Origin of the sequence: Candidatus Amarolinea dominans, from assembly GCA_016719785.1 — a bacterium.
In the GTDB taxonomy this organism is placed as follows: domain Bacteria; phylum Chloroflexota; class Anaerolineae; order SSC4; family Amarolineaceae; genus Amarolinea; species Amarolinea dominans.
This window is the reverse complement of record JADJYJ010000003.1, coordinates 448,321-471,183: the sequence shown is the minus strand read 5'-3', so window position 1 is coordinate 471,183 and position 22,863 is coordinate 448,321. Positions and strand designations below refer to the sequence as shown.

Annotated in this window: 25 protein-coding genes; 5 read left to right on the top strand and 20 right to left on the bottom strand. The window is 62.8% G+C overall.

The features are described from left to right. Positions 1 to 202 precede the first annotated feature (202 nt). The 20 genes from IPM84_05420 to lepB form a co-directional block, all read right to left on the bottom strand. Positions 203 to 1,147, bottom strand: coding sequence for a sugar ABC transporter permease (locus IPM84_05420; GenBank protein MBK9092206.1), 945 nt, complete (start codon positions 1,145 to 1,147; stop codon positions 203 to 205). Between the two features lie 157 nt (positions 1,148 to 1,304). After that, positions 1,305 to 4,277: an immune inhibitor A gene (locus IPM84_05415; GenBank protein ID MBK9092205.1), complete on the bottom strand. Its 2,973-nt coding sequence runs from the start codon at positions 4,275 to 4,277 to the stop codon at positions 1,305 to 1,307. A 97-nt stretch (positions 4,278 to 4,374) separates the two neighbouring features. Next, positions 4,375 to 4,770, bottom strand: a complete 396-nt coding sequence (locus IPM84_05410; protein ID MBK9092204.1) for a hypothetical protein — start codon at positions 4,768 to 4,770, stop codon at positions 4,375 to 4,377. A gap of 66 nt (positions 4,771 to 4,836) precedes the next feature. Further along, on the bottom strand, positions 4,837 to 5,577 hold the full coding sequence (fabG, locus tag IPM84_05405; protein MBK9092203.1) for a 3-oxoacyl-ACP reductase FabG: 741 nt from the start codon (positions 5,575 to 5,577) through the stop codon (positions 4,837 to 4,839). 36 nt (positions 5,578 to 5,613) lie between these two features. Further along, positions 5,614 to 6,807, bottom strand: coding sequence for an acetyl-CoA C-acetyltransferase (locus IPM84_05400; protein MBK9092202.1), 1,194 nt, complete (start codon positions 6,805 to 6,807; stop codon positions 5,614 to 5,616). Positions 6,808 to 6,929: 122 nt separating this feature from the next. Continuing rightward, a complete protein-coding gene (locus tag IPM84_05395) occupies positions 6,930 to 7,625 on the bottom strand; it encodes an MBL fold metallo-hydrolase (GenBank protein MBK9092201.1) in 696 nt (231 codons plus the stop codon). Between the two features lie 4 nt (positions 7,626 to 7,629). Next, positions 7,630 to 8,172, bottom strand: a complete 543-nt coding sequence (locus IPM84_05390; protein ID MBK9092200.1) for an inorganic diphosphatase — start codon at positions 8,170 to 8,172, stop codon at positions 7,630 to 7,632. A gap of 47 nt (positions 8,173 to 8,219) precedes the next feature. Further along, positions 8,220 to 8,507 (bottom strand): EutN/CcmL family microcompartment protein, encoded by a 288-nt coding sequence (locus IPM84_05385; GenBank protein MBK9092199.1) that lies wholly within the window; start codon positions 8,505 to 8,507, stop codon positions 8,220 to 8,222. Positions 8,508 to 8,510: 3 nt separating this feature from the next. After that, a complete protein-coding gene (locus IPM84_05380; GenBank protein MBK9092198.1) occupies positions 8,511 to 8,807 on the bottom strand; it encodes a EutN/CcmL family microcompartment protein in 297 nt (98 codons plus the stop codon). 40 nt (positions 8,808 to 8,847) lie between these two features. Next, positions 8,848 to 9,468: a hypothetical protein gene (locus IPM84_05375; protein MBK9092197.1), complete on the bottom strand. Its 621-nt coding sequence runs from the start codon at positions 9,466 to 9,468 to the stop codon at positions 8,848 to 8,850. Beyond that, positions 9,458 to 10,162, bottom strand: coding sequence for a hypothetical protein (locus IPM84_05370; protein MBK9092196.1), 705 nt, complete (start codon positions 10,160 to 10,162; stop codon positions 9,458 to 9,460). Before IPM84_05370 ends, IPM84_05375 begins: the two co-directional genes overlap by 11 nt. Positions 10,163 to 10,183: 21 nt before the next feature. Next, positions 10,184 to 10,483: an ethanolamine utilization microcompartment protein EutM gene (eutM, locus tag IPM84_05365; GenBank protein MBK9092195.1), complete on the bottom strand. Its 300-nt coding sequence runs from the start codon at positions 10,481 to 10,483 to the stop codon at positions 10,184 to 10,186. An 86-nt stretch (positions 10,484 to 10,569) separates the two neighbouring features. Continuing rightward, the gene (locus tag IPM84_05360; protein MBK9092194.1) at positions 10,570 to 10,953 is read right to left on the bottom strand and encodes a DUF2442 domain-containing protein; all 384 of its coding nucleotides are present in this window, start codon (positions 10,951 to 10,953) and stop codon (positions 10,570 to 10,572) included. After that, positions 10,916 to 11,170 (bottom strand): DUF4160 domain-containing protein, encoded by a 255-nt coding sequence (locus IPM84_05355; GenBank protein MBK9092193.1) that lies wholly within the window; start codon positions 11,168 to 11,170, stop codon positions 10,916 to 10,918. Before IPM84_05355 ends, IPM84_05360 begins: the two co-directional genes overlap by 38 nt. Positions 11,171 to 11,198: 28 nt before the next feature. Continuing rightward, positions 11,199 to 12,713, bottom strand: coding sequence for an aldehyde dehydrogenase family protein (locus tag IPM84_05350; GenBank protein ID MBK9092192.1), 1,515 nt, complete (start codon positions 12,711 to 12,713; stop codon positions 11,199 to 11,201). Positions 12,714 to 12,723: 10 nt separating this feature from the next. Beyond that, entirely contained in the window at positions 12,724 to 13,014 is a 291-nt protein-coding gene (locus IPM84_05345) for a EutN/CcmL family microcompartment protein (GenBank protein ID MBK9092191.1), read from the bottom strand. Positions 13,015 to 13,035: 21 nt separating this feature from the next. Next, positions 13,036 to 13,287 (bottom strand): hypothetical protein, encoded by a 252-nt coding sequence (locus IPM84_05340; GenBank protein ID MBK9092190.1) that lies wholly within the window; start codon positions 13,285 to 13,287, stop codon positions 13,036 to 13,038. 107 nt (positions 13,288 to 13,394) lie between these two features. After that, complete coding sequence (gene deoC / locus IPM84_05335) at positions 13,395 to 14,057, bottom strand: deoxyribose-phosphate aldolase (GenBank protein MBK9092189.1); 663 nt, start codon at positions 14,055 to 14,057, stop codon at positions 13,395 to 13,397. A gap of 209 nt (positions 14,058 to 14,266) precedes the next feature. Next, positions 14,267 to 14,980: a ribose 5-phosphate isomerase B gene (gene rpiB / locus IPM84_05330; GenBank protein ID MBK9092188.1), complete on the bottom strand. Its 714-nt coding sequence runs from the start codon at positions 14,978 to 14,980 to the stop codon at positions 14,267 to 14,269. 57 nt (positions 14,981 to 15,037) lie between these two features. Further along, positions 15,038 to 15,739, bottom strand: coding sequence for a signal peptidase I (gene lepB, locus IPM84_05325; protein MBK9092187.1), 702 nt, complete (start codon positions 15,737 to 15,739; stop codon positions 15,038 to 15,040). Positions 15,740 to 16,043: 304 nt separating this feature from the next. On the opposite strand from lepB, the gene sat reads away from it, so the two are divergent. The 5 genes from sat (at position 16,044) to IPM84_05300 (ending at position 22,620) form a co-directional block, all read left to right on the top strand. Then, positions 16,044 to 17,258 (top strand): sulfate adenylyltransferase, encoded by a 1,215-nt coding sequence (sat, locus tag IPM84_05320; GenBank protein ID MBK9092186.1) that lies wholly within the window; start codon positions 16,044 to 16,046, stop codon positions 17,256 to 17,258. Next, positions 17,255 to 18,661 (top strand): alkaline phosphatase family protein, encoded by a 1,407-nt coding sequence (locus tag IPM84_05315; GenBank protein ID MBK9092185.1) that lies wholly within the window; start codon positions 17,255 to 17,257, stop codon positions 18,659 to 18,661. The genes sat and IPM84_05315 overlap by 4 nt, the downstream gene beginning before the upstream one ends. Positions 18,662 to 18,731: 70 nt before the next feature. Beyond that, entirely contained in the window at positions 18,732 to 19,349 is a 618-nt protein-coding gene (cysC, locus tag IPM84_05310; protein MBK9092184.1) for an adenylyl-sulfate kinase, read from the top strand. A gap of 79 nt (positions 19,350 to 19,428) precedes the next feature. Beyond that, positions 19,429 to 20,820, top strand: coding sequence for an alkaline phosphatase family protein (locus tag IPM84_05305; GenBank protein MBK9092183.1), 1,392 nt, complete (start codon positions 19,429 to 19,431; stop codon positions 20,818 to 20,820). 186 nt (positions 20,821 to 21,006) lie between these two features. Beyond that, positions 21,007 to 22,620 (top strand): hypothetical protein, encoded by a 1,614-nt coding sequence (locus IPM84_05300; GenBank protein MBK9092182.1) that lies wholly within the window; start codon positions 21,007 to 21,009, stop codon positions 22,618 to 22,620. Positions 22,621 to 22,863 lie beyond the last annotated feature (243 nt).

Genomic DNA, 22,863 nt, shown 5'->3' with positions numbered 1-22,863 from the left:
GCGCGGGGGCGGCAGTCCCAGCGGCCGCAATGACACGACCGCCATCCAGAAAAGCGGCAGAACGAACAGAAGCGCCACGGCCACCCCGACCAGCCCCGAAACGACAAACCGGGCAGGGTCTCGCCTGGGTCGCGCTGATGGTCCGGCGCGATCGAATGCACGGCCGCGCACGGGGGGCGTTGGGGAATGCCCCTCTCCCGGTTCAGGCGATGTCATCATGTCTGTTCAATCCAACCAGGTTCACAATGCCCACCACCAACAGGCTGGTCAACAGGTACAGAATCACCGTCATCGCCGCGGCAAGGCCAAAATCAAAGAGATCAAAGGCCAGTTCGAACACGAGTAGGGGCACGAAGGTCGTGGCGTAATAGGGGCCGCCATAGGTCATGACAAACGACGGTGTAAATGTGTTCTGCAGGCTGACCACGATATCGCGAAACGTCAGCAGCAGGAGCCAGGGTGTCAGCAGCGGCAGGGAAATGCGCCAAAAGGACTGCCAGGCATTGGCGCCGTCAACACGCGCCGCCTCGTAGATCACCCTGGGAATGGTCTTGAGGCCAACCAGCAGCAGCACCATCCCCTCACCGATGGTGAACAATGACATCAGCGCCAGGCTCATACGCGCGGTCGTCGGGTTGAGCAGCCAATCAGGCGTTGGCAGACCCACGGCGTGCAGCACGGCGTTCAAGGGGCCATACAGCGGGTTGAGGATCCACAGCCAGATCAGCGCGTATGCGCCTTCGGGGAGGATAGTCGGCAGAAAGACCGCTGCGCGCAGTCCGCCGAACAGGCGACCGCTTTGTTGCAGCAAGAGCGCCAGCAACAGAGCGCCGAGCAGACGCAGCGGCACAGCCAGGAAGATGAACTGCAGCGAGATACGCAGCGAAAGCCGCGCCAGCGGCGAAGCCAGCAGCGCCCGGAAGTTGTTCAGACCGACCCAGGTGGGCGGTTGGATCGCGTTGTACTTGGTGAAAGCCACGCCCAGGGTAATCAGGGCCGGCAGGACGATCAAGATCAGAGAGCCGAGAAAAAAGGGAATCAAAAAGAGGCGGGCCTGGGTTTCGTAAGCAGAAAGCGACCAGGTTCCAGACCCCGGAGCCGCATTGGGGTTCTTAACGTTGGCGGGCCGCGAATTCGTCAAAGACACACTTCCTCTCCTCACCTCTCCTCTTCCTCCCCTCTCCTCTCCGCACCGCGGAGAGGAGAGGGGCCGGGGGTGAGGTGAGGCCGCTAAACCCGCCCTCTCCCTCCCCTCCCTCCTCTCCGGCAACGGAGAGGAGAGGGGCCGGGGGTGAGGTGGGGTCTTAGCGCGCGCTGCGCTGGCGTAGCGACATGCCCACCACAGTCAACAGCACCAGGGCCAGGGCCAGCGGCAACCACAGATTGCTCGTTCCCGGCGTGCCGCTGTCCAGGCTGCTCAACTCCACACCGGTCGGCGGAGTCGTCGGTGTGGGCGTGGCCGTGGGCGGCACGGAGGTGGCCGTCGGGGTGGCGGTCGGCGCCACACTCGTCGCTGTCGGCGTGGGGGTGGGGCCGGCGGGCTGGCATGACTGCACGGTCACGTCGTCAACGTACCAGCCTTCATAGCTCACCGAGCTGTCGGTGCCCAGGCGCATGCGGAAGCTCGCGGTCTGACCCGCATAGCTGGTGACATCTACAATCGAGTTCAGGTAGGGCTGCGCGGGGTTGCTGCACCAGGCCTGCAGACCGGCCAACGGGTTGCCAAAGCTGCCGGAGACCGCCCCGTTGTAGGGGTCGGTCAGCAGTGAGGCGTTCGGCACCTGGGTCCATGTCGCACCGCCGTCGGTGGACACTTCCACAATGGCGCCATCGTAGCAGGCCGTGGCACCGCTTGACTCGATGTGCTGATAGTTCCAGAACTTGAGCGTGACCGGGTTTTGGCCGCTGGGCAGGGCCACGGCCGGCGAGACCAGGCGCTGATCGCTGACGGTCGCCGAATCGTTCGCCTTCCAGGAGGTTGTGCCGCTGTGCGGCCGCGCGGTGGAGAGCGCCCAGGTGTCGCCGGTGCCGCTGTGCGTCCAACCGCCGGCGCCCGCCTCGAAGTCGTTGGTGTACAGGATGTTGGGCGTCGTGCCGGCGCTGCAGTCGCCAGGCGCTGCCACCGTCGTGAAGCTGAAGACGGCGGAATAGGCGCCGGCGCCGCAGGTGTTGGTGGCCATGACCCGCCAGTAATGCACGGTATTGGTGTTCAGCGTAGTGCCTGGCGTCCAACTGGTGCCGGTCAGGCCGGTGGCCGAAGCGACAACAGTGACGAAGCCGGCGTCGGTCGCGACCTGGATGTCATAGGTGCCGGCCTGGCTGGCAGCCGCCCATGTGAAGGTGGGCGTGGCCGGCACGTTGAGCGCGCCGTTGGCCGGAGAGGTCAGCGTGGGGGCGCCGGCCGCGGCCGTGAAGAGATTGAGCACCACATTGGCCGATTTCGGGCCGGAGGTCGAAGCGGCCGACACGGTAATCGTCGAGCTGCCGGCCGAGGCCGCGCCGGTGTTGCCGATGGTCAGCACGCTGGCGCCGGGCGGGGTCACCGGGTTGGTGCTGAAGCCAGCAGTGGTGCCAGCCGGGTTGCCACTGGCGCTTAGGGTGACGGGGTCCACGTAGCCCAGGATCGAGCCGATGGTCACGTTGTAGGTCGCGTTGGTCGGTGCGCAGATGGACTGGCTGGCCGGTGCGACATCCAGCGTGTAATCAGGCGCGAACGCTTCTTTGTCGAACCAGACGTCCGGGTCCTGATGTCCGCTCTGAATGTTGCGATCATCTGACCACTGGATATAGCCAAAGCCGGCGTCCTGAAGCTGCTGGTCGTAGTCGCCATGGTAGCAAGATGCCAGGCTGGGGTCAATGTAGACCGGCGAAGAGACATCGCTCACGCGCTGGCTCGCTTGCCAGGTGGCGCCGCCGTCATGCGAAATGCGCATGTAGTAGTCGAAGAGCAGGTTGCCAGCATCGAGCCGGCGATCGTACCAGGTGGCGACGATGCGACCGGAAGGCCCGGCGCTGATGGTGGGGAAGAACTGATCGCGGGTCGTGGCGTCGTCGTTCAGCTTGACCTCGGCGCCCCAGGTCGCGCCGTTGTCGGTCGAGCGGCGGTAGTAGACATCAATCACGTCGCCGGTGTTCAGGCTGTCCGGGTCGCGACTGTAGACCACGTGCAGATTGCCGTTGGGCGACACCGTGATCTGCGGCGAAGGCAGGTAGCGGATATTGCCATTCAGGGCCGGCCGGCCGCAGCTTGCGGTGGGGCCTGACGCCTGTGGATTGATGCCGCCGGTGAGTGGGTTGGCCGTGGCGGCAAAGGTGGTGCCGCCATTGGTGGAGCGCACGACTTCGATGTTGATCGGGCCGCTGGGATAGGGATTCCAACGTACCCAGGAGACGTAATAATCACCGTTGGGCGCTACTGCCGGCCAGGCGCCCTGTACATCAACACCCGACGCGCTCAAAATTACAGGCGATGACCATGTCGCGCCCGCGTTGGAGGAGTAGATCGCATGAATCCGAGCATCGGTGAAGTCGGTCCAGGCTATGTACAGGCGGCCGTAATAGGGACTGGCCGCGTTGTTGTCAACCGCCATCAGTTCCTTGTCATCGTTGGCGCCCGAATGCGCCATGCCGACCCAGGTCAGCGTGGCGCAGTCGTCCGTGGACTTCCACAAGCCCAGGCCACTGGCATGCAGCGTGGTTATGTAGAAGAGACCGTCGGACTTACGCCAGACCAGGCTGGGATCGCCGTAGGACAGACCGCCGGCGCCGGTTGGCACCGCACCGTTGTCGGTGAAGCTGACGCCGCCGTTTGTCGAGCGGCTGAAGCCGGTGTAGCCGATGCCCTGGACCACACCGCTGTAGGAGTCGTTGTAGGCCGAGCAGAGCGTGCCGGTCGTTTCGTTGCGGGCGATGCTGGTCTCGCTCTGGGTGTGGGAGGTACCGCCCGGGTCGAGCGTTGGATTGTTGACCAGGACATCGGCGCCCAGGGAGGGAACGCCGGGCTGACCGGCCGCGGCATCCTCGGACTTCACCTGACCCAATTCGCCGGCGCGACCGCAGGCGATGAGCAGGTTGGTTTCGAACATGCCGGACATTAGCCCGCGCGCTTTGGGATCATCCAACAGTGCGCACGCCGCCGTGGGCGACTTGGTTGCGGTGAGGGTTGAATTGGCCGGCGCGGGCAGCAGGCCGGCGGCAGGCTGAGTGGCGTTGGCTGCCAGCGGCACTAAGAGCAGAGCCACCACAGCGAGCACATACAACAAACGGAGCGGTTTCACAGTGTAGTTCCTCCTACGAAAAGAGAGAGATGGGTGAAATAGACTGATCGGCAGGCGTGCCATTGTATCACCAAAGCACACCAGCCCCAAACAACCTCTATGATCTGGACGCGGGCAGGGTGGGATCCGGCGTCGCCAGGGTATCCTCGATCGTCAGTGTGACCTGGCCGGTTTCGCGCAGCAGCAGGCCGATGTTGATGCGGTGGGGGCCGGCGGTCAAGTGCGGGCCAATGCCTACCAGGGTCAGTTCCATCTTCAGGGGCCAGTCGAAGGGATGCTCCGGTGAGACGTTGGCGGCCGGACGCAGGCTCTTGCGGGTTTGCAGAAGCAAATCGTCGCCGGTATACAGACGGCCATCCACGGTGAGGGGACCAATACCGAGCAGCGTGCCGGGCGCCAGGCGGTTGCTCAGCCGCAGCTCGAAACCATCGCGGCGATTGCGCAGACTGCCTTCGACGTAGAAACGACGCAACAACGCAGGCGGTACCGGCATTGGTTCCCTCTCGCTTCGACTGACTTCTTGACTTTCACTGACTTCTTGGCTTCACTCGCGCCGCGGTCAGATGGCGGCGCCGCCATCCACATGCAGGACATGCCCGGTGATATAGGCTGCTTCATCAGACGCCAGGAAAACGTAGGCGTTGGCAATGTCCTCCGGCCGGCCCAATTGGCGCAGCGCAATTTTGGCCTTCAGGTCTTCCAACACCTTGTCCGGGATGCCGGCCAGCATTTCGGTGCTGATGAAGCCGGGCGCGACGGCGTTGACGCGCACCCCCTTCGGTCCCAATTCCCGCGCCCACACTTTGGTCATGCCGATGACGCCGGCCTTGCTGGCTACGTAGTTCGTCTGGCCGTAGTTGCCATAGACGCCCACCACCGATGAGGCGTTGATGATGGCGCCGCTGCCCTGTGCCACCATCAGCGGCGCCACCGCCTGGGTGCAGTTGAACACTCCCTTGAGGTTGACATTGATGACGAAATCGAAGTCCTGCTCGGTCATCTTGAGCAGGCTGCGGTCCCGAATGACGCCGGCGTTGTTGACCAGGACATCAATGCGGCCAAACCGCGCCACCGCCGCGCTGACCAACGCGTCCACGCTGGCGCGCTCGGTGACATTGACTTGGACGAAGATCGCGCGGCCGCCGCCGGCGCGAATGTCGGCCGCGGTCTGTTCGCCGCCGGTCACATCCAGATCACACACCACCACCTGCGCGCCCTGGTCGGCAAAGGCCAGGGCCGTGGCGCGGCCGATACCGCGAGCCGAGCCGGTGATGATGGCTACTTTATCCTGTAGACGCATTGGGTCTCCTTTGCTCCCCGCTGTTTCGTTAGCAACTCAATTGACCAGTTCCAGGCTGAGCGCGACCGCTTCGCCGCCACCCAGGCAGAGGCTTGCCAGCCCAGTTCGTTTACTCTGCTGCTGCAGGGCATGGATGAGCGTCACCACCACGCGTGCGCCGCTGCAGCCGATCGGATGGCCCAGGGCAATCGCGCCGCCGTTGACGTTGACGCGTTCCCAATCCCAACCCAATGCATGTCCATCGGCCAGGACCTGCGCGGCAAAGGCCTCGTTGACCTCGATCAGGTCGTAGTCGGCCACCGTGGTGTTCGTTCGTTCGAGCAGCCGGCGCACCGCGTAGATGGGCGCCGTGAAAATTTCCAACGGCTTGACCCCAGCCTGCGCGTAGCCAGTGATACGCGCCAGCGGCGTCAGTCCTAACTCGGCCACACGGGCGCCGCTCATCACCACCAGCGCGGCCGCGCCATCGCTCAGCCCGGGCGCATTGCCCGCCGTGACGGTGCCCCCTTCCACGAAGGCCGGGCGCAAGCGCGCGAGGGATTCCCGGGTACTGTCACGCCGCGGGGTCTCGTCGGCAGCGAATAGCAAGGGCGGGCCTTTGCGTTGAGGGATCTCCACGGGCACAATCTCCGCGCGAAAGCGGCCGGCCTCCTGCGCGGCCAGCGCCTTTTGTTGGCTGGCCAGGGAAAACTCGTCCTGCTCTGCACGGCTGATCTTGTACTCGCTCGCCACCCACTCGGCCGAATTGCCCATGTGGTGATGCTCGAACGCGCACCAGAGACCGTCATGCACCACGGCATCTACCAGTTCGGCATTGCCCAGGCGATAGCCGCTGCGCGCCTGGGGCAGCAGATACGGCGCCATGTCCATGCTCTCCATGCCGCCACACACGTAGATGTGGCCGTCGCCGGCGCGGATCGCGTTGGCCGCCATCATGATGGCCTTGAGGCCGGAACCGCACACTTTGTTGATGGTGGTCGCGCTGACGGTTTCGGGCAATCCGCCCAGGAGAGCGGCCTGCCGCGCCGGCGCCTGTCCCGCGCCGGCCTGCACCACATGGCCCATGATCACTTCATCTACCTGGGCCGGGTCAATGCCCGCCCGCGCCACAGCCGCCCGCACAGCCACGCCGCCCAACACCGCGGCTGGAACATCTTTCAGCGTGCCCTGAAAGCGTCCAATCGGGGTACGCGCCGCGCTGACAAGATAGACTTCTAATTGGTCTGCCATAGAATCCTTTCTGGTATGTGATCTATAATCCGGGGTAGGGGCATGGCCTTGCGCCTGCCCGCGTGGGCGACCGCAAGGGTGCGCCCCTACAAATTGAGAAGATACCCTTTCTGCGTCTGGTCCTACAGGATGGCGGCGAAGGCGCGCAGTTGCTCCCCGGCCGCGCCGACAATCGGCTCTCCATGTCCCAGGCAAAGAACTTCGATATCCAGTTTGGCGAGCCGGCGGATCGTCTCCACGGCCAGCACGCGACTGGGTGTCAAGAAACCTACCGGGGGAACGAGCCGGCCACCGCGCCGCGCCAGCGCATCGGCTCCGATCAGGATTTTTCGTTCGGGATGATACAGGGCAATCTGTCCGGGCGCATGACCGGGTGCATGGAATACTCGAAAACCTTCGGCCAGCATCTGCCGGTCGAGCACCATGTCATCTACCGGGCTGGGGCGATACTTGAAGATCACGCGATCGAGCAGGCGGAAGAGCGGCGTCATGGCGTAGCCCAGGACCGTTGGCGCCAGGGCGCGCACACGCTGGCCCAACACGCCAGGCACCTCCGCCGCATGGGCGATGACCGCGGCGCCGGTCGCGGCGCGAATTTGGGCCAGGCCGCCGACATGATCGAAATCGGCATGGGTGATGATGATGCGATCAACAGCGTGTGGCCCATGGCCAGCATCGCCCAGCGCTCTGAGGATGGGGTAGGCGTGCCAGGGCATGCCGGTATCAATCAACGTGAAGCCATCAGCGCGCTGCCACAGGTACACGTTGACCTCGCGCACCTCGTCGAACAGCCACAGCCCCTGAACGATCTCCCGCATGGGCCTAGAGGCCTCCCATGTGGAAGCGATCCTGATAGAGCTTCATCGCGCGCAAAATTTCGGTCTTAGCCGCCGCCGCATTTTCCCAACCGATCGGCTTCGTGCGCATGCCCTCCAGGTCTTTGTAGACCTCGAAAAAATGGCCCACTTCCGCCAGGTAGTGCTTGGGAATGTCGGTGATGTCATGGTAGTCGGTGAAGATCGGATCGCGCGCCGGCACTGCCAGGATCTTGTCGTCGGCCACACCTTTATCCAACATGCGGAAGATGCCAATCGGCCGGGCCTCGATGATGCAGCCGGGGAACGTCGGCTCGTTGACCATCACCAGGATGTCGAGCGGGTCGCCGTCATCGTAGAAAGTCTGCGGAATCAAGCCGTAATCGCCGGGGTAATGGAGCGACGAGTAAAGCACGCGGTCGAGCTTGATCACCCCAAATTCCTTGTTGTATTCGTACTTGTTGCGGCTGCCCTTGGGAATCTCTACCAGGGTGTAGATGATCTCGGGCGCATTGGGGCCGGTGCGCAGTTCGCGCCACAAATTCATCATATCATGATTTCCATTTCACCTATCAATGATCGAGTTCGCACCCGAATTTACGTTTTGTTCTCAACGCTGCCCATCTCAACGCTGTCCAGAATACCCACCACCACCGAGATGATGGGAGCATCCGGGATATTCGTCACCTGGCGGGCGCCGCTGCCTTCGCGCAGCACCAGCACCGTATCGCCGATACCCGCCTGCGCGTGGTCAATCGCCACAAAATCATCGTCCGGTCTGGCCCCAGGCAGATGCAGCGGCTGCACCACCAACAGCTTGAAGCCGTGGTAGGCCGGGTGCTTGATCGTTGACACGAGCGTGCCGATAACTTTGGCGATGAGCATAGTTTAGAGGACCAGTGACAGTCCTTCCTGCACATCCACCGCTTCGACGATGCCGATGACGGCCAGGTCAATGGGCAGCATGGCGCTGGTGGTGTAGGCCAGCATGGCTTCGCGTGATCGCACCAGGCAGACGATGTCACCCTGCCCCGCGCTCAGGCGTGCGGTATCCACGGCCACCTGCGGAGTGCCGCGCGCGCGCAGGTGCTTGTCCAACGGCTGCACCACGAGTAGTTTGGCGCCTTGCAGCCCCTCATACTTACGCGTCGCCACCGCGCTGCCGACGATCTTGCCCAGTAACATCTTTCGCCTCCAGAGACCCGGTTTCTCGCGCCTCTCGCGCCTACTTGCCCTTGAGCTGGCCGATGATGTCCACCGCGGCCGCTTTGGCGGCCAAAATCTCCGCCTCGGTACCCGACATCCACATGCGCCCAAAGCGTCCGACGGACGAGATATGCACCAGCTTGATGTTGGCGGCCTTTTCGGCCTCATTGGCCGCCAGGTTGATGTAGGCGGCCGGCGCGACTTCCAGCACCAGCATCGTTTCGCCCGACACGATCATGGCGCCACGGCGGAAGCGGTTGAGCAACTGCGCCTGGTACGGGTCCACGTTGGTGATGACCTGCACCGATGCCACTTCCGGCTTGACCCGGTCCTCCTCGCTCAGGCCCAGGCGCTGCAGGACGATGCGCCCGGCCTCGATCACATCGGCCTGTGCCAGGGAGTGTATCTCGAACATGCCGAACTCGCGTTCGACGATCTGTGCGCCCGGCTTGGCGTCGGTGCTCTTGACAGCAATGTCAACCACGCGGAAGACTTCGTTGCCCGGCGCCATTTCAACGTAGAGCGAAGCCATGCCCTCGACAGGCAGGTCGCCCTGGGTGATGGTGCCTACAAACGCCGCATACTGCGGCTGCATACGGTCGAGAAAGCAGTACGCTCGTAACGAAAATTCATCGGCCATAATCGCTCCCCTGCACAAAGAAAACCCGGACCCAGCTTGGCGTCGCCAACTGCAGCGGCACACCTGCTGGCAGCAACACGACATCGCCGGCAAACGCGCGCCACGTCTGCCCCTGGGCGCTGATCTCCAGCACCCCTTCGATGACGACCTCAATTTCAGCCTGCGCCAGGGTCACAGCACGCGCACCGGCCCGCCAACTGCAAAAGCCGGCGCGCACCGGCCCGCCATCCGCCACGCCCAGAATATCCTGCTGCCGCAGATCCAGGGCCGGCGCCGCACCCGGTACGACGGCCGCCGGTTCGGCCGCTCGCCCGCTGATGACGCGCACATCCTGCCATCCAGGGGATGGCGCTGCGCCCGCGTCCTTCGACGCCGGGGCCGTGGCCGTGGCCGTGGCCGTGCCCATGCGCTGGAGAACGGCGCTGACGATGCGGGCCACCAGGTCGTCAGAATGGGCCGGCGGCGCGGCGGCCGCCGGTTTTTCCCACAACGGCCCGCGCAACAGCGTGTCGCGCTTGCCCGCAGCCGACCAGGCGGGCAGCGGCTCGTAATTGACCAGCCGCAACCCCAGCTCACGCGCCGCGTCCAGCGCCAGCGCGGTCAGCACATCGCGTGGCTCCAACACCAGTTCGGACCGGCCCTCTTCTTTGACCAGGCGCCGAATGTCGGCCTCAGTGAAGAATCGTCGTGCCATGTTCTAGGCTGCGCCGGCCATTCAGGCGGCGTCTTCCGTTGCTTTGGGCAGAATCATCTCCACATCGCCGTGCGGTCGCGGGATCACATGCACGCTGACCAACTCGCCCACGCGTTGCGCTGCGGCCGCGCCGGCATCGGTTGCGGCCTTGACCGCGCCCACATCCCCGCGCACCATCACGGTGACGTAGCCGCCGCCGATGATTTCCTTACCGATCAGGCGCACATTGGCCGCCTTGACCATCGCATCGGCCGCCTCGATCGCGCCGACCAGGCCCTTGGTCTCGATCATGCCCAGGGCGATCATCTGAATACTTGCCATGCTGATTGTCTCCTTCTCACATGCGATACTTGTCTGAAAGCTCGACAGGGACGCTGTCCGGCCCGTGAAGCCTGGCACGCTCCCTGTCAGCGCGTAACCACCCGTTGTTCCCGGCGGTCATCTCCGTTATTTGGCCGCCGCGGCGCCGTCGCCAGTTTTACCTGCTGCCGCCTTTGCAGCCACTGCTCCAGTGATTCTCGACTCTCTCCCAACCCCCGCCCCAGCAGAAGCGTCCTGATGCTCACATCTTCGTCCAGGTCGGGCCAATGAATCCCGCGGCGTTCGATCTCGAAGTTCTCTCGTTCAGCAGGTGTGGCGTAGGCGAGACGCGGAAACCAGAGTATCGGAACCGAAATCGTACGCCCGTCGGCCAGATGCACGGTCAACTCGTCCTCGGTGATGCCAGCGTTCGTGATTTCTGCCTGCGCCAACTTAAGGTTGATCAGTTCTAGCTCTGTTGCAGTGTTCATCCCACCTATTCCTTAGCACCTCTACCTGATCGTTGATGATGCGCTCGATGTTTCGCAGTTCGCTCGGTCGAAAGCCATCATTATCGGCAAGCACAATTGGATCAAGCCAGAACTTCGCCGTTAAGCGATCGCGGGTTACGTGAACATGCCGCGGTTCTGAACAGTCGTATGACCAGATAAACAGCCGATATGGGCCGATAATCATCAGTGTTGGCATAGCTGCAAAGCAGGAAACCCCAATGCTCTCACTTCGTTTGCAAATCGCGTAGGACTCTTCGCACGATCTGTTCGATCTCGACGGCTGAGATTGCGCCCTGAGCTGCACCGCCGGCGGGCGCCGCAGGGGCGGCGGCGCTGCTCAGCGGCTGCACGCCAGGCGCCAGCGAGCTGGCGAGCGAGGGCGGCGCGGCGCGTTCGTAGGCCAGGCGCTTGATATTCAGCAGATGATGCACGGTGATGTTGTCGCTGACCGCCGCGCCGCCGATGCCGCCGGGCGCCAGGGTCATCGAAGGCATGACGCCGGTGGTCGCGCCGATGGCGCCCAGAGAGCCCCAGGTGTTGACGACGATGCGGAACGCGGGCTTTTCGATACCAAAGGCCAGGATCACCGCCTCGTCACGGCTGTGAATGACGAGCGAATGCCCGTCGCCGCCATACTTGAGCATCTCGATGCAGCGTTCACAGCCGGCGTGCCAGTCGTCCACCTCGTACCAGCCCAGCACCGTGGTCAGTTTTTCGGCGCTCAGCGGCTCCTCCGGCCCCACCTTATGCAGCGGGGCCACCAGGATGCGCGCCCAGGCCGGCACGCTGATCTTCGCGGCCGCGGCCAACTGCTGCGGCGTCTTGCCCACCATCTTAGGATTGATCAGTTGCCCGCCGCCGAACAGCGTGCGCCCCAGGGCCGCCGCCTGTTCTTCATTGACAAAATAGGCGCCGTGACGTTCCATCTCCGCCTTCAACTGGCTGGCAATGGGCTTGTCTGCCACTACTGCCTGCTCCGTCGCGCAGATCACCGAACAGTCGAACGCCTTGGAATTGACGATGTCCCAGGCCGCCTTGGCCACGTCCGCGCTGCGATCCACGTAGACCGGCACATTGCCTGGCCCCACGCCCAGTGCTGGTTTACCCACGCTGTGCGCCGCCTTCACCATGGCGGAGCCGCCGGTAGCCAGGATCATGCTCACCGCGTAGTGCCGGATCAGCTCCTGCGAGCCGGGCAGGGTGACGAACTGCATACAACTGACCAGGCCTTTGGGCATACCGGCCGCCTCGCCCGCCTCTGCCATCACGCGCGCCGTCTCGTAAGCGCAGGCCTTAGCCGCCGGATGCGGCGCGACGATGATGCCGTTGCGCGCCTTGACCGCAATCAGGATCTTGAACATGGTGGTCGAGGTGGGGTTGGTGCTGGGCGTCAACGCGGCCACCACCCCAACCGGCCAGCCGATCTCCACGATCTTGCGCGCCTCGTCGCGGCGCAGCACCCCCACCGTCGGCACATCTTTGATGGATTCCCACACCGCGCGGCTGCCAAATTGGTTCTTGACCGTCTTGTGATCGGGGACGCCGTAGTTGGTCTCGTCGTACGCCATGCGCCCCAACCGCGCCGCCTCGCGATAGGCCGCGTCGGCCATGGCCTGGCAGACTCGGTCCACCTGCTGCTGTGAAAAATGGAAGAAGGCGCGCTGCGCCTCGCGCGCGGCCACGGCCAACCGCCGCGCTTCTTGCATGGACTTCAGGTCAAGATCGAATTCTTCAGCCATGTTCCGCCCTTCAGTTCTTGACGTAGGTCAGCGCGCCTTCGACTTCCAGCGAGTCGAGGATCGCCATGATGACTGCATCCACCGGTTTGTTGTTGGTGATCGTGGTTTGCCGCGCCGAGCTGCCGCTGGCGATCAGCACTAACTCGCCTGCCCCGGCGCCCACGGCGTCAATGGCCACCAACGGCTTGCCCACCAGTTCATTGGCGGGCGTGACCTCGCGCACCACCAGGAGTTTCAATCCGATGAGCTTATCATCTTTTACGGTTGCCACGGCAGAGCCAACCACACGTGCAATCATCATGGTGCTATGTTCCTGCCACCCCTACAGATGGCGCAGCCGGCAGCGCGGGTTGTTCATGATTTCGTCCAGCGCATGACGGTCGAGATGCAGTGCCTGCGCCAGCGACGTCACCGTCGCAAAATCGGCGCGACTGAGCTTGCTCAAAGCCTGCTGTTCCTCCTCCATCAAACGGTGGCTGATCACCGCCTTGACAGGATCGGCCAATAGCTTGGTTTGACAGTCCAGGCATTGCCAGGCGTGCCCGGCGACGATGAGAAGATTTTCGCTGCGCATGATCTCACTTTCTCACTGGCGTTGGCGGTCGCCGCCCTTAGCGCCTATCCGAACAACCTGACATTCGCCTCGATCAGGCGCCCGACGGTAGTTATTCGGATAGGCTATTACTTTCGGTTTTCCTGCACGATCTTGACGCTGGCGCTGGCGCCGATGCGCGTGGCCCCGGCCTCGATCATGGTTTTGGCATCGGCCGCCGAACGAATGCCGCCCGAAGCCTTGATGCCAATGCCCGGCCCCACCACGCGGCGCATCAAGGCGATGTCACTGGCCGTGGCGCCGCCGCCGGAGAAGCCGGTCGAGGTTTTGACATAATCGGCGCCGGCCGCCTGCGCCAGCGCACACGCTTCCACCTTCTCTTCGTCGCTGAGCAGGGCGGTCTCGATGATCACCTTCACCAACACGTTGCAACTGTGCGCCGCCTGCACCACCGCGCTGATGTCGTGCGCCACCAGGCGGTAGTCGCGTGACTTCAGCGCGCCGATGTTGATGACCATGTCCACCTCGCGCGCACCGTCCGCAATGCAGCGCTGCGCCTCGAAGGCCTTGACTTCCGGCATCGTCGCGCCCAGGGGAAAACCCACCACCGTGCAGACCGGTACACTGCTGCCCCGCAGCTCACGTGCGGCCAGCGCCACCCAGCTCGGGTTCAGGCAGACGGAGGCAAACTGATATTGACGCGCCTCCTGACACAGTTGCATCACCTGGTCAGCGGTGGCATCAGGCTTGAGCAGCGTATGGTCAATCATGGCAGCCAGGTCAGGCGCAATCTGCCGGATTCCCAGCGGCGCGCTCAGGCGATCTGCGCCTGCGCTGACCACCACGCGGCAATCATCCGGGCATTGTTGCGCGCACATGCCCGCGCAGCCCCCACTGCAGCCGGCGCACGCCGTCGCGCCGGAAAAGTTTTGTAACACCTGCTGCGTAATCAAGCGAACCAGTTCTTCAGTGTTCACACGCAACTCCGCCTAGCTTTGCGTTACGATTTGAGAAAACGCTGTTCCACCTGCATGATCTTGGCCACGCGCTTGGCATGGCGCCCGCCGCCCCACGGGGTTTCCAGCCAGGTCTTGACGATCTGACGCGCCAGGCCAGGGCCGATCAAGCTCGCGCCCAGGGTCAGGACGTTGGCATGATTGTGCTCGCGGCTGTTGAGGGCGGAGGAAAGGTCGTAGCAGAGGGCGGCGCGCACCCCCGGCACTTTATTGGCGACCATAGCCGAGCCGATGCCGGCGCCGTCAATGATGATGCCGGCCGCGGCGCGTCCATCGGCCACCAGCCGCGCCACCGCATACGCCAGGTCGGGATAATCAACCGCTTCCGGGCTGAAGCAGCCCACATCGGTCACCGTGTAGGCCAGTTCGGCCAGGTAGGCTTTGAGCAAGGTCTTGAGTTCGAAACCGCCGTGGTCCGCGCCAACAGCCACGGTGCGTGACGCGTCAGGCGACGGCGCGGGAGCCGCAGCGGGTATCGCCGATGCAGCCGGTACGTCACCCACGCGCAGCGTAATGCGGCGGCGTTCGGCCTCTTCTCGGGCCAGGGGCGTAATCAGGGTGTCCGCTGCAACCCACAGTTCTGCACCCAGGGCCGTGCTCTGCACTGCGGCTGCGGAAAGCACAGCGCGACCGGCTCTGGTCGGCGCAACGCCGCCGTTGGGCAGGTCTGTCTGGTGTTTTGTCTCCGTGGCAACCATGGCACCTCGACATCTGAAAGTAGGGGCGCATCCTTGCGGTCGCCCACGCGGGCAGGCTCAGGGGCTGGCCGCAACCGGGTTACTGATGATACGCCACGCATTGGGCGGCCAGTACGACACGATGGCGCGACCGATGACCTTGTCCATCGGCAGCAATCCCCAACTGTGCGAGTCGCTCGAATTGTTGCGATTATCGCCCAGAACGAAGAGCTGATTGGCCGGCACCAGGGTGGGCGCGGCATCGTAGGAGCCAGGCGCCGGCCCGTACGGTTCGTCAATCGGTTTGCCGTCAATGATCACCTGGCCGCTCCGCACCTCAACCGTTTGGCCGGGCAGACCAATCACGCGCTTGATGAAATCCCGCGAGGGATCACGCGGGTAGTGGAACACGATGACATCGCCCCGCTGTGGCTCGCCCAGCCTGTAGGAGAGCTTGTTGATGATCAGGAACTGACCGTTTTGGAAGTTCGGCTCCATGCTGATCCCGTCAATGCGGTAATTCTGCATGACCGTCCGCACCAGGAAGAAGATGACCAGGGTCAGAACGACTGTTTCGACCAGTTCACGCAGGATACTGCCGAGGTTCGTGGCGGTATTACCCTCATTACCTGCATTACCTGCATTGCCTGCGTTGACCGCACTAACCGGCAACACCGCCGCGGGTGGTGGCGTGTCGTCCGTCACCGTGACCGGTGTCGGTTCGCTGACTGGAAATGACAACTGCCAGCCTGTGCGCCCTGCGACGGGTGCATCTGGCATCATAGCTCCTGTTTCTGCCACGGGCAGTCTGTCTTGAGCTTGTTCAGGTATATTTTCGGAAGTCACTAGTAAGCCTCGTTCAGAATCTGGGCTGAATTATAACACCCTGCCAGTGAAAAGCCAAAACCCTTCTCCCAACCTGTCCAATTGATTTGACAGCCCCTAGCCCCTTTGCTATACTGCCCGTACATGCGCCAGGCTGCCTGGCGTATTATTTTGGCCGCCGACCACCGGTTTATAACCGCTTGCTGACGGCTCTTGTTCCAAGGAGCTTTATCATATTATGCCTACTGCGATTCGCCAGATGACGCCCCACGGGGGCGTTTTGGTGGATCGGGTGCTGCGCGGCGTCGTACGCGAAGCTGCGCTTGAACGCGCCCAATCCCTGCCCAAAGTCTATCTTGCGCCGATGGCCGTCTCCGATCTGGAGATGATTGCCGTGGGCGCCTTCAGCCCGTTGACCGGGTTCATGGACAAGCTGACCTACCAGACCGTGTTGGACGACATGCGCTTGCCCAACGGCCTGGCCTGGACCGTCCCGGTGACGCTGCCGGTGACCAGCGAACAGGCCGCGACGCTGTCCGAAGGCCAGGAGATTGCCCTGGTTGAGCGCACCGAAGCGGGCGCCGACAACATCATGGGCATCCTGCAACTGGCCGAGAAGTTTGGCTATGACCAGCCAGAAGAAGCGGAAAAGGTCTACCGAACCACGGAGGACGCGCACCCCGGTGTGGCTCGTCTCTACGCCCAGGGCGACGTTCTGCTGGCCGGTGACATTTTCCTGCTGAACCGCCCCAGTGTGCTTGAGTTCCCGGAACTACGCCACGATCCCGCGCAGGCGCGGCGTCTGTTTGCCGCCAACGGCTGGCGCCGTATCGTGGCCTTTCAGACACGCAATCCGATCCACCGCGCGCATGAATACATCCAGAAGGTCGCGATGGAGATTGTGGACGGCCTGTTCCTGCATCCGTTGGTTGGCGAAACCAAGAGCGACGACATTCCGGCCGATGTGCGCATCGAGAGCTATCAGGCCATTCTGCGTGACTACTACCCGCCGGAGCGCGTGCTGCTGGGCGTTTACCCGGCCGCCATGCGCTATGCCGGCCCGCGTGAGGCCATTTTCCACGCCATCGCCCGCCAAAACTATGGCTGCACCCATTTCATCGTGGGGCGCGACCATGCCGGCGTCGGCCGCTATTACGGCACCTATGACGCCCACTACATCTTCGATGAATTCTTGCCCTACGAACTAGCCATTACGCCGCTCTTCTTCGAGCACGCCTTCTTCTGCACGCAGTGCGGCACGATTGTGTCGCCCAAGATCTGTCCGCACGACAAGAAGTATCATGTGTCCCTGAGCGGCACCCAGGTGCGCCAGATGCTCGAAGCTGGTCAGCAGTTGCCGCCGGAGTTTACACGACCGGAAGTGAGCAAGGTGCTCGTTGATGGGATGGCGCGCAAGCGCGAAGAAGAAATCCGCAGGGATGAAGCAAAAAAAGTGAGCGCGGCGCCAGCCTGACAGCGGTCGGGACTGGGCGCCGGGTATTAGTGATCGGGCTGGATTGTGCAGAGCCAACGCTGGTCTTCGAGCAGTGGCGTTCCGAGCTGCCAACCTTGAATCGTCTGTTGACCCACGGCACCTTCGGCCGCCTGCGCTCATCCGACCCGCCCATCACGGTGCCGGCCTGGGCCTCGATGCTCTCCGGCCTGGACCCCGGGCAGTTGGGCTTCTACGGCTTTCGCAATCGGCGTGACTATTCATATGAAGGCATGACGATCGCCAGCGGCGCCTCGGTCAAGGCTGACCGGGTGTGGGATGTGGCCGGTAAGGCTGGTAAACGCTCGGTCGTCGTGGGCGTGCCGCAAACCTACCCGGTCAAACCTATGGAAGGCTGGTTGGTCAGTTGTTTCTTGACCCCGCCGGGCGCTGAGAAATTCACCTGGCCGCCGGAACTGAAGGATGAAATCGGCCAGGTGCTCGACGGCGCGCCCTATGAGGTGGATGTTCATAACTTCCGCACCGACAACAAGGCGCAGTTACTGGCCGATCTGTATCGGATGACCGACAAGCGTTTCAAGGTGCTTCATCACCTGCTGCACAAGCCGTGGGACTTCGGCATGGTGGTGGAGATGGGCACCGACCGTATTCACCATGGCTTTTGGGCCTTCATGGACCCTCGCCATCGCAACTACGTGCCGGGCAATCCGTTCGAGAACGCCATCAGGGACTACTACCGGCATGTGGACCGCCTCATCGGTGAGCTGTTGGCGCAGGTGGGCGATGACACCCTGGTCATGGTGGTCTCCGATCATGGCGCCAAGCCGATGATGGGCGCTTTTTGTATCAACGAGTGGCTGATCGGGCAAGGCCTGCTGGTGCTCAAGGAATATCCGGAGGCCCAGGTTCCGCTGGAGAAGTGCGAAGTGGACTGGAGCCGCACGAAGGTGTGGGGCAGCGGCGGCTATTACGCGCGCATGCACTTCAACGTCAAGGGCCGGGAGCCGCAGGGGATCATCCCGCGGGCGGAATACAACGCCTTTGTGGACGAGATGATCCAACGGCTGCACGCCACCACCGATCAGCACGGCCGGCTGTTGGGCACCACGGCGGTGGCGCCAGCGCGCATCTACCGGCAGACCGTCAATATCCCGCCCGACTTGATGGTTTACTTCGGTGATCTCTCCTGGCGCGCGCTCGGCTCCGTGGGCGGCGGCAAAGTGCATACCTTCGAGAACGACACCGGCCCGGACGATGCCAACCACGACTGGCACGGCATCTTCATTATAGATGATCCGCGCCGCGACCTGGGCGGACGCAGGCTGGACGGGCTGCAATTACAGCAGGTGGCGCCCACCATCCTGACCGCGCTGGGTGTGCCCGTGCCGCCAACCATGACGGCGCCGGTCATCGCATGGGACTGACCCCCCCGGTTTGATCTGCAGAGGCCTGGTCAGGAGACCGGCCAAAATCGTTAGAAATTAGGAAGAAGCAATGTCTCAAAAAGGATTCACACTGTGGTTTACCGGCCTTTCCGGCGCCGGCAAGACAACCCTGGCCGACAGGGTTTACGATGAGCTAAAGGGGCGCCGCGTCCTCAAGGTGGAAAAGCTGGACGGCGACGTGGTGCGCACCAACCTGAGCAAGGGCCTGGGCTTTAGCAAGGAAGACCGCGACACCAACATTCGACGCATTGGCTTTGTGTGCGACCTGCTTTCACGCAATGACGTGATCGCCATCGCCTCGGCCATCAGCCCTTACCGTGCGGTGCGTGACGAAAATCGGGCGCTGATCGGTTCGGACCGGTTCGTCGAAGTCTACGTCGAGGCTACGCTCGACACCCTGGTGCAACGTGATGTCAAGGGACTCTACAAGAAGGCCCTGGCCGGCGAGATCAAGGAGTTTACTGGGGTCTCTGATCCCTACGAAGCGCCTTTGCATCCCGAGGTACACGTCAATAGCAGCACGGAGACCATTGATGAGAGCTTCGACGCCATCATCGGCTATCTGGAGGCCCGGGGCCTGATCGAACCGCTGCCAGAGCAGGCCGGTTATTCGGCCGCTGAAGAGCAGGCCGTCTCTGCGCACCTGGAGGCGCTGGGATACCTCTGAAAAAATCAGGCGTCAGGGCACAGCGGGAATCTTGCGTTTCCCTTTGCGCCCTGGCGCCTTTGCGTTCAAGGGGGGCTGGATGAGTTTTCTGAATCGTCTGCGGGGTAAGGACCCCAAGGCGCCGGCCAGGCCGGTGCGCAAGCGTGTCTGTTTCATCGGGCTGGATGGCACGCCCTATTCCCTGTTGCAGCGCATGATCCGTGAGGGCATCACCCCCAATATCGCGGCGCTGACACGCGCCGGCTCTCTGCGTCCGATGCACTCGATCTACCCCTGGGTCAGTTCGGTCGCCTGGTCAAGTTTCATGACGGGGCAGAATCCGGCCAAACATGGCATCTTCGGCTTCGTGGATCGCGACCCGGCTACGCTCAAGACCTACATCCCCACCGCGCGCAACATGCTTTCGCCCACACTGTGGGAGATCCTCAGCCGCGCGGGCAAGCGCGTGGTCGTGGTCAACGTACCGGTCACCTTTCCACCCAAGCCGGTCAACGGGGTGTTGGTGGGCTGTTTTCTCAGCCCCAGCCTGGACAAGACCGTCTATCCCGAATCGCTGTTACCCACGCTGCAGCGCCTGGAATACAGGGTGGATACCGATCCCTGGAAGGCCCGCGCGAGCCGCGAGGCGGGCATGGCTGACATTCTCGACGCGCTGGAAAAGCGTGTGCGCACCATGTTCTACCTGCTGGAAAATGAAGACTGGGACTACTTCATGCTGGTCATCATGGAGACCGACCGCCTGCATCATTTCTACTTCGAGCCGATGGAACAGAACGACCCGGTGTGGGCGCCGGCCTTTTTCGATGTCTATCGCCGCATTGACGAGGCCATCGGCCAGGTGCGCGCCAAACTGGACGCAGACACCACGTTGATGCTGATGTCGGATCATGGCTTTTGTTCGATCAAGCAGGAAGTTTTCTACAACCACTGGCTGGCGCAGGCGGGTTATCTGAAGCTGAGCAAGCCGCCGGAGCAGATCAAGGGGCCTGATCTGACCGCGCTGGCGCCGGCGTCGTTGGCCTACAGCCTGGATCCGGGGCGTATTTTCATCAACCTGAAAGGTCGCGAAAAGGATGGGCGTGTGGCGCCGGGCGCGGAGTACGAGCGCCTGCGCGATGAGCTGATTCAAGGTGCGGAGGCGCTGACCGATCCCGCCAGCGGCGAGCGCCTGCTGCTCAAGGCCTACCGGCGTGAGGAAATCTACCACGGGCCTTATCTTGACCGCGCGGCCGACATCATTCTCGCGCCGGCCAATGGCTACGACCCGAAGGGCGCCCTGGCCAAAGAGACGTTCACCTATAAGGACAAGATGATGGTCGGCATGCATACCTACGACGATGCGATGGTCTACATCGGTGGGCAGAACCTGCCGCCGCAGGAGGTGGACATCCGGGCTGTGATGCCAACCATCCTGCACCTGCTCGACGTGCCCGCGCCGCCCGACCTCGACAGTCATTCCTTGCTGGGCTGACCCGCCCATCCGCCATTTGCAGCCGCGAGTCGCCGGCCTGGAGGTCAAGAATCGGACCTTCAGGCCGGTTTTTGTTGGCGTCGGAGTTGCGGCTATTTTTGGGCGCCTTGTGACCTAGTTCCCATTGAGAAAGTGCATGGGCGCAGTTAGACTACGACCAGACAGAGGACTGGCGAGGTGGTCTGCATGCGCATCGAACTCAATCATGGCCCGCGAAAACAGCGTAGTCTGTGGGTGGTTGTGGCAACAACGTTGTTGTTTGCCGGCGCCCTGTCTGCCTTTGCAGAAGCGCCTGTTGTTCGCGAGGTCGCTGCGCAGCCGCGGTTGGCGCCCGCTTCAGCCGCGGATGATGTGGTCTATGTCACCAATCAGCAGCGTCTGGCCAATGGTCTGCTTCCTCTCAAGCGGGTGTCTGAACTGGACGCCTCTGGCACGACCCACGCCAATGATATGGCCACCCATGATTTCTTCAGCCACACCGGCTCCGATGGCAGCCGCGTGGGCGATCGGGTTGGCGTGGCCGGCTATTTCAATTGGGCGATTGTGGCCGAGAACATCGCGGCCGGCCAACCTTCAGCCGAAGCTGTGGTGGCGGCCTGGATGGCAAGCCCGGCGCACCGGGCGGTCATCCTGCGCAATGACCTGCGCGAAATAGGTGTCGGCTATGTCTTTCAGGCTAATGACCAGCCCAACGTTGTCCTGCCAGGCGGCGCCCTGGGCGGGCCTTACTACCACTACTGGGTGCAGAATTTTGGCGCACGCTACGATGTGTATCCGGTCATCATTGATGCCGAGGCGCTGGCGACTGAAAACCAGGATGTGCAGCTCTCCGTTTATGGCAGCGAATGGGCCACCCAGATGATGGTGGCCAACACCGCGGACTTTGCCGGCGCCACCTGGCAGGCGTATCAGTCCACACTCACATGGACGTTAGCGGCCGGCAGCGGTCAGCGCAGCGTCTATGTGCGTCTGCGTGACGCCTACGGCAACACGCAGGATAACCAGGACGACATCCGGCTCGATGCTGGCGCTGCCCCAACCGCCACGCCTACGGCCACAACCCTGCCGCCCACGGCAACTCCAACCGCGGCGCCGACCAATACACCGGCGCCGACCAATACACCGACGCCGACTGATGCACCGACGCCGACTGATACACCGACGCCGGACGTGACCTATCTGCAAGGCAGCGCTTTCTACGACGCCAACCAGAACGGCCTGCACGATAGCAATGAGGTCTTTGGCCTGCCGGGCACTCTCGTCATTCTGAAGAATCAGGACGGCCAGGTGGTGAGCACAACCACGACCGACGACAGCGGGGCGTATCAATTCGCGTTGACCGCGTTGGCAGGCGGCAATTACGCCATCAAGACCGTGCCCCAGACCTCGGTCATCCCTACCTCTCAGAACCCGACTTATGTGTATGTGGTGTCGGGTCAATGGGTTGACGAAGTAGATTTCGGGTTCGTCTCCGGCAGCGGCCCCATGATCACCGACATGGCTGCAGGGCCGCAGCCGGAGACGGCTATCGCTGTCACCTGGACGACCCAGGGTGAGTCAGGCAACGAACTGTATCAGGTGCAGCGGGCCGATCAACTGCGCGGTGTTTACCTGACAGTTGCCACCGTGGCCGCTCACGGTGATGGCGCCTATGCCGTCATGGACGAAACGGTGCAGGGCAATGTGCGCTACTGGTACCGTTTGCTCGTCTCCCCTTCTAATCGCCTGGCAGGCCCTGTGGATGCCATGTTGATTTCCTCTGACGGTTTCCGCGTCTCGCTGCCTCTACTTCTTCACTAAGGGCCTGCTTGCGATCCTATCACATTTGTATCGGTTTTTGTATCGGTCTGGGCTTGCATTCTGCGACCCAGTCTGGCATAATGGGGGCACTGTTTAGCCCGTGACCCCAAACCGTGACTGCCGCCGCATGACATGACCACGGACCTGCTTGTGGTGTACCAACTTGTGGGTCACATGAGCCATCCAGCCGCACAATCCCCGGCGCGCATGATCCCTGATGCTACCAAAGTCATATTGACCTGG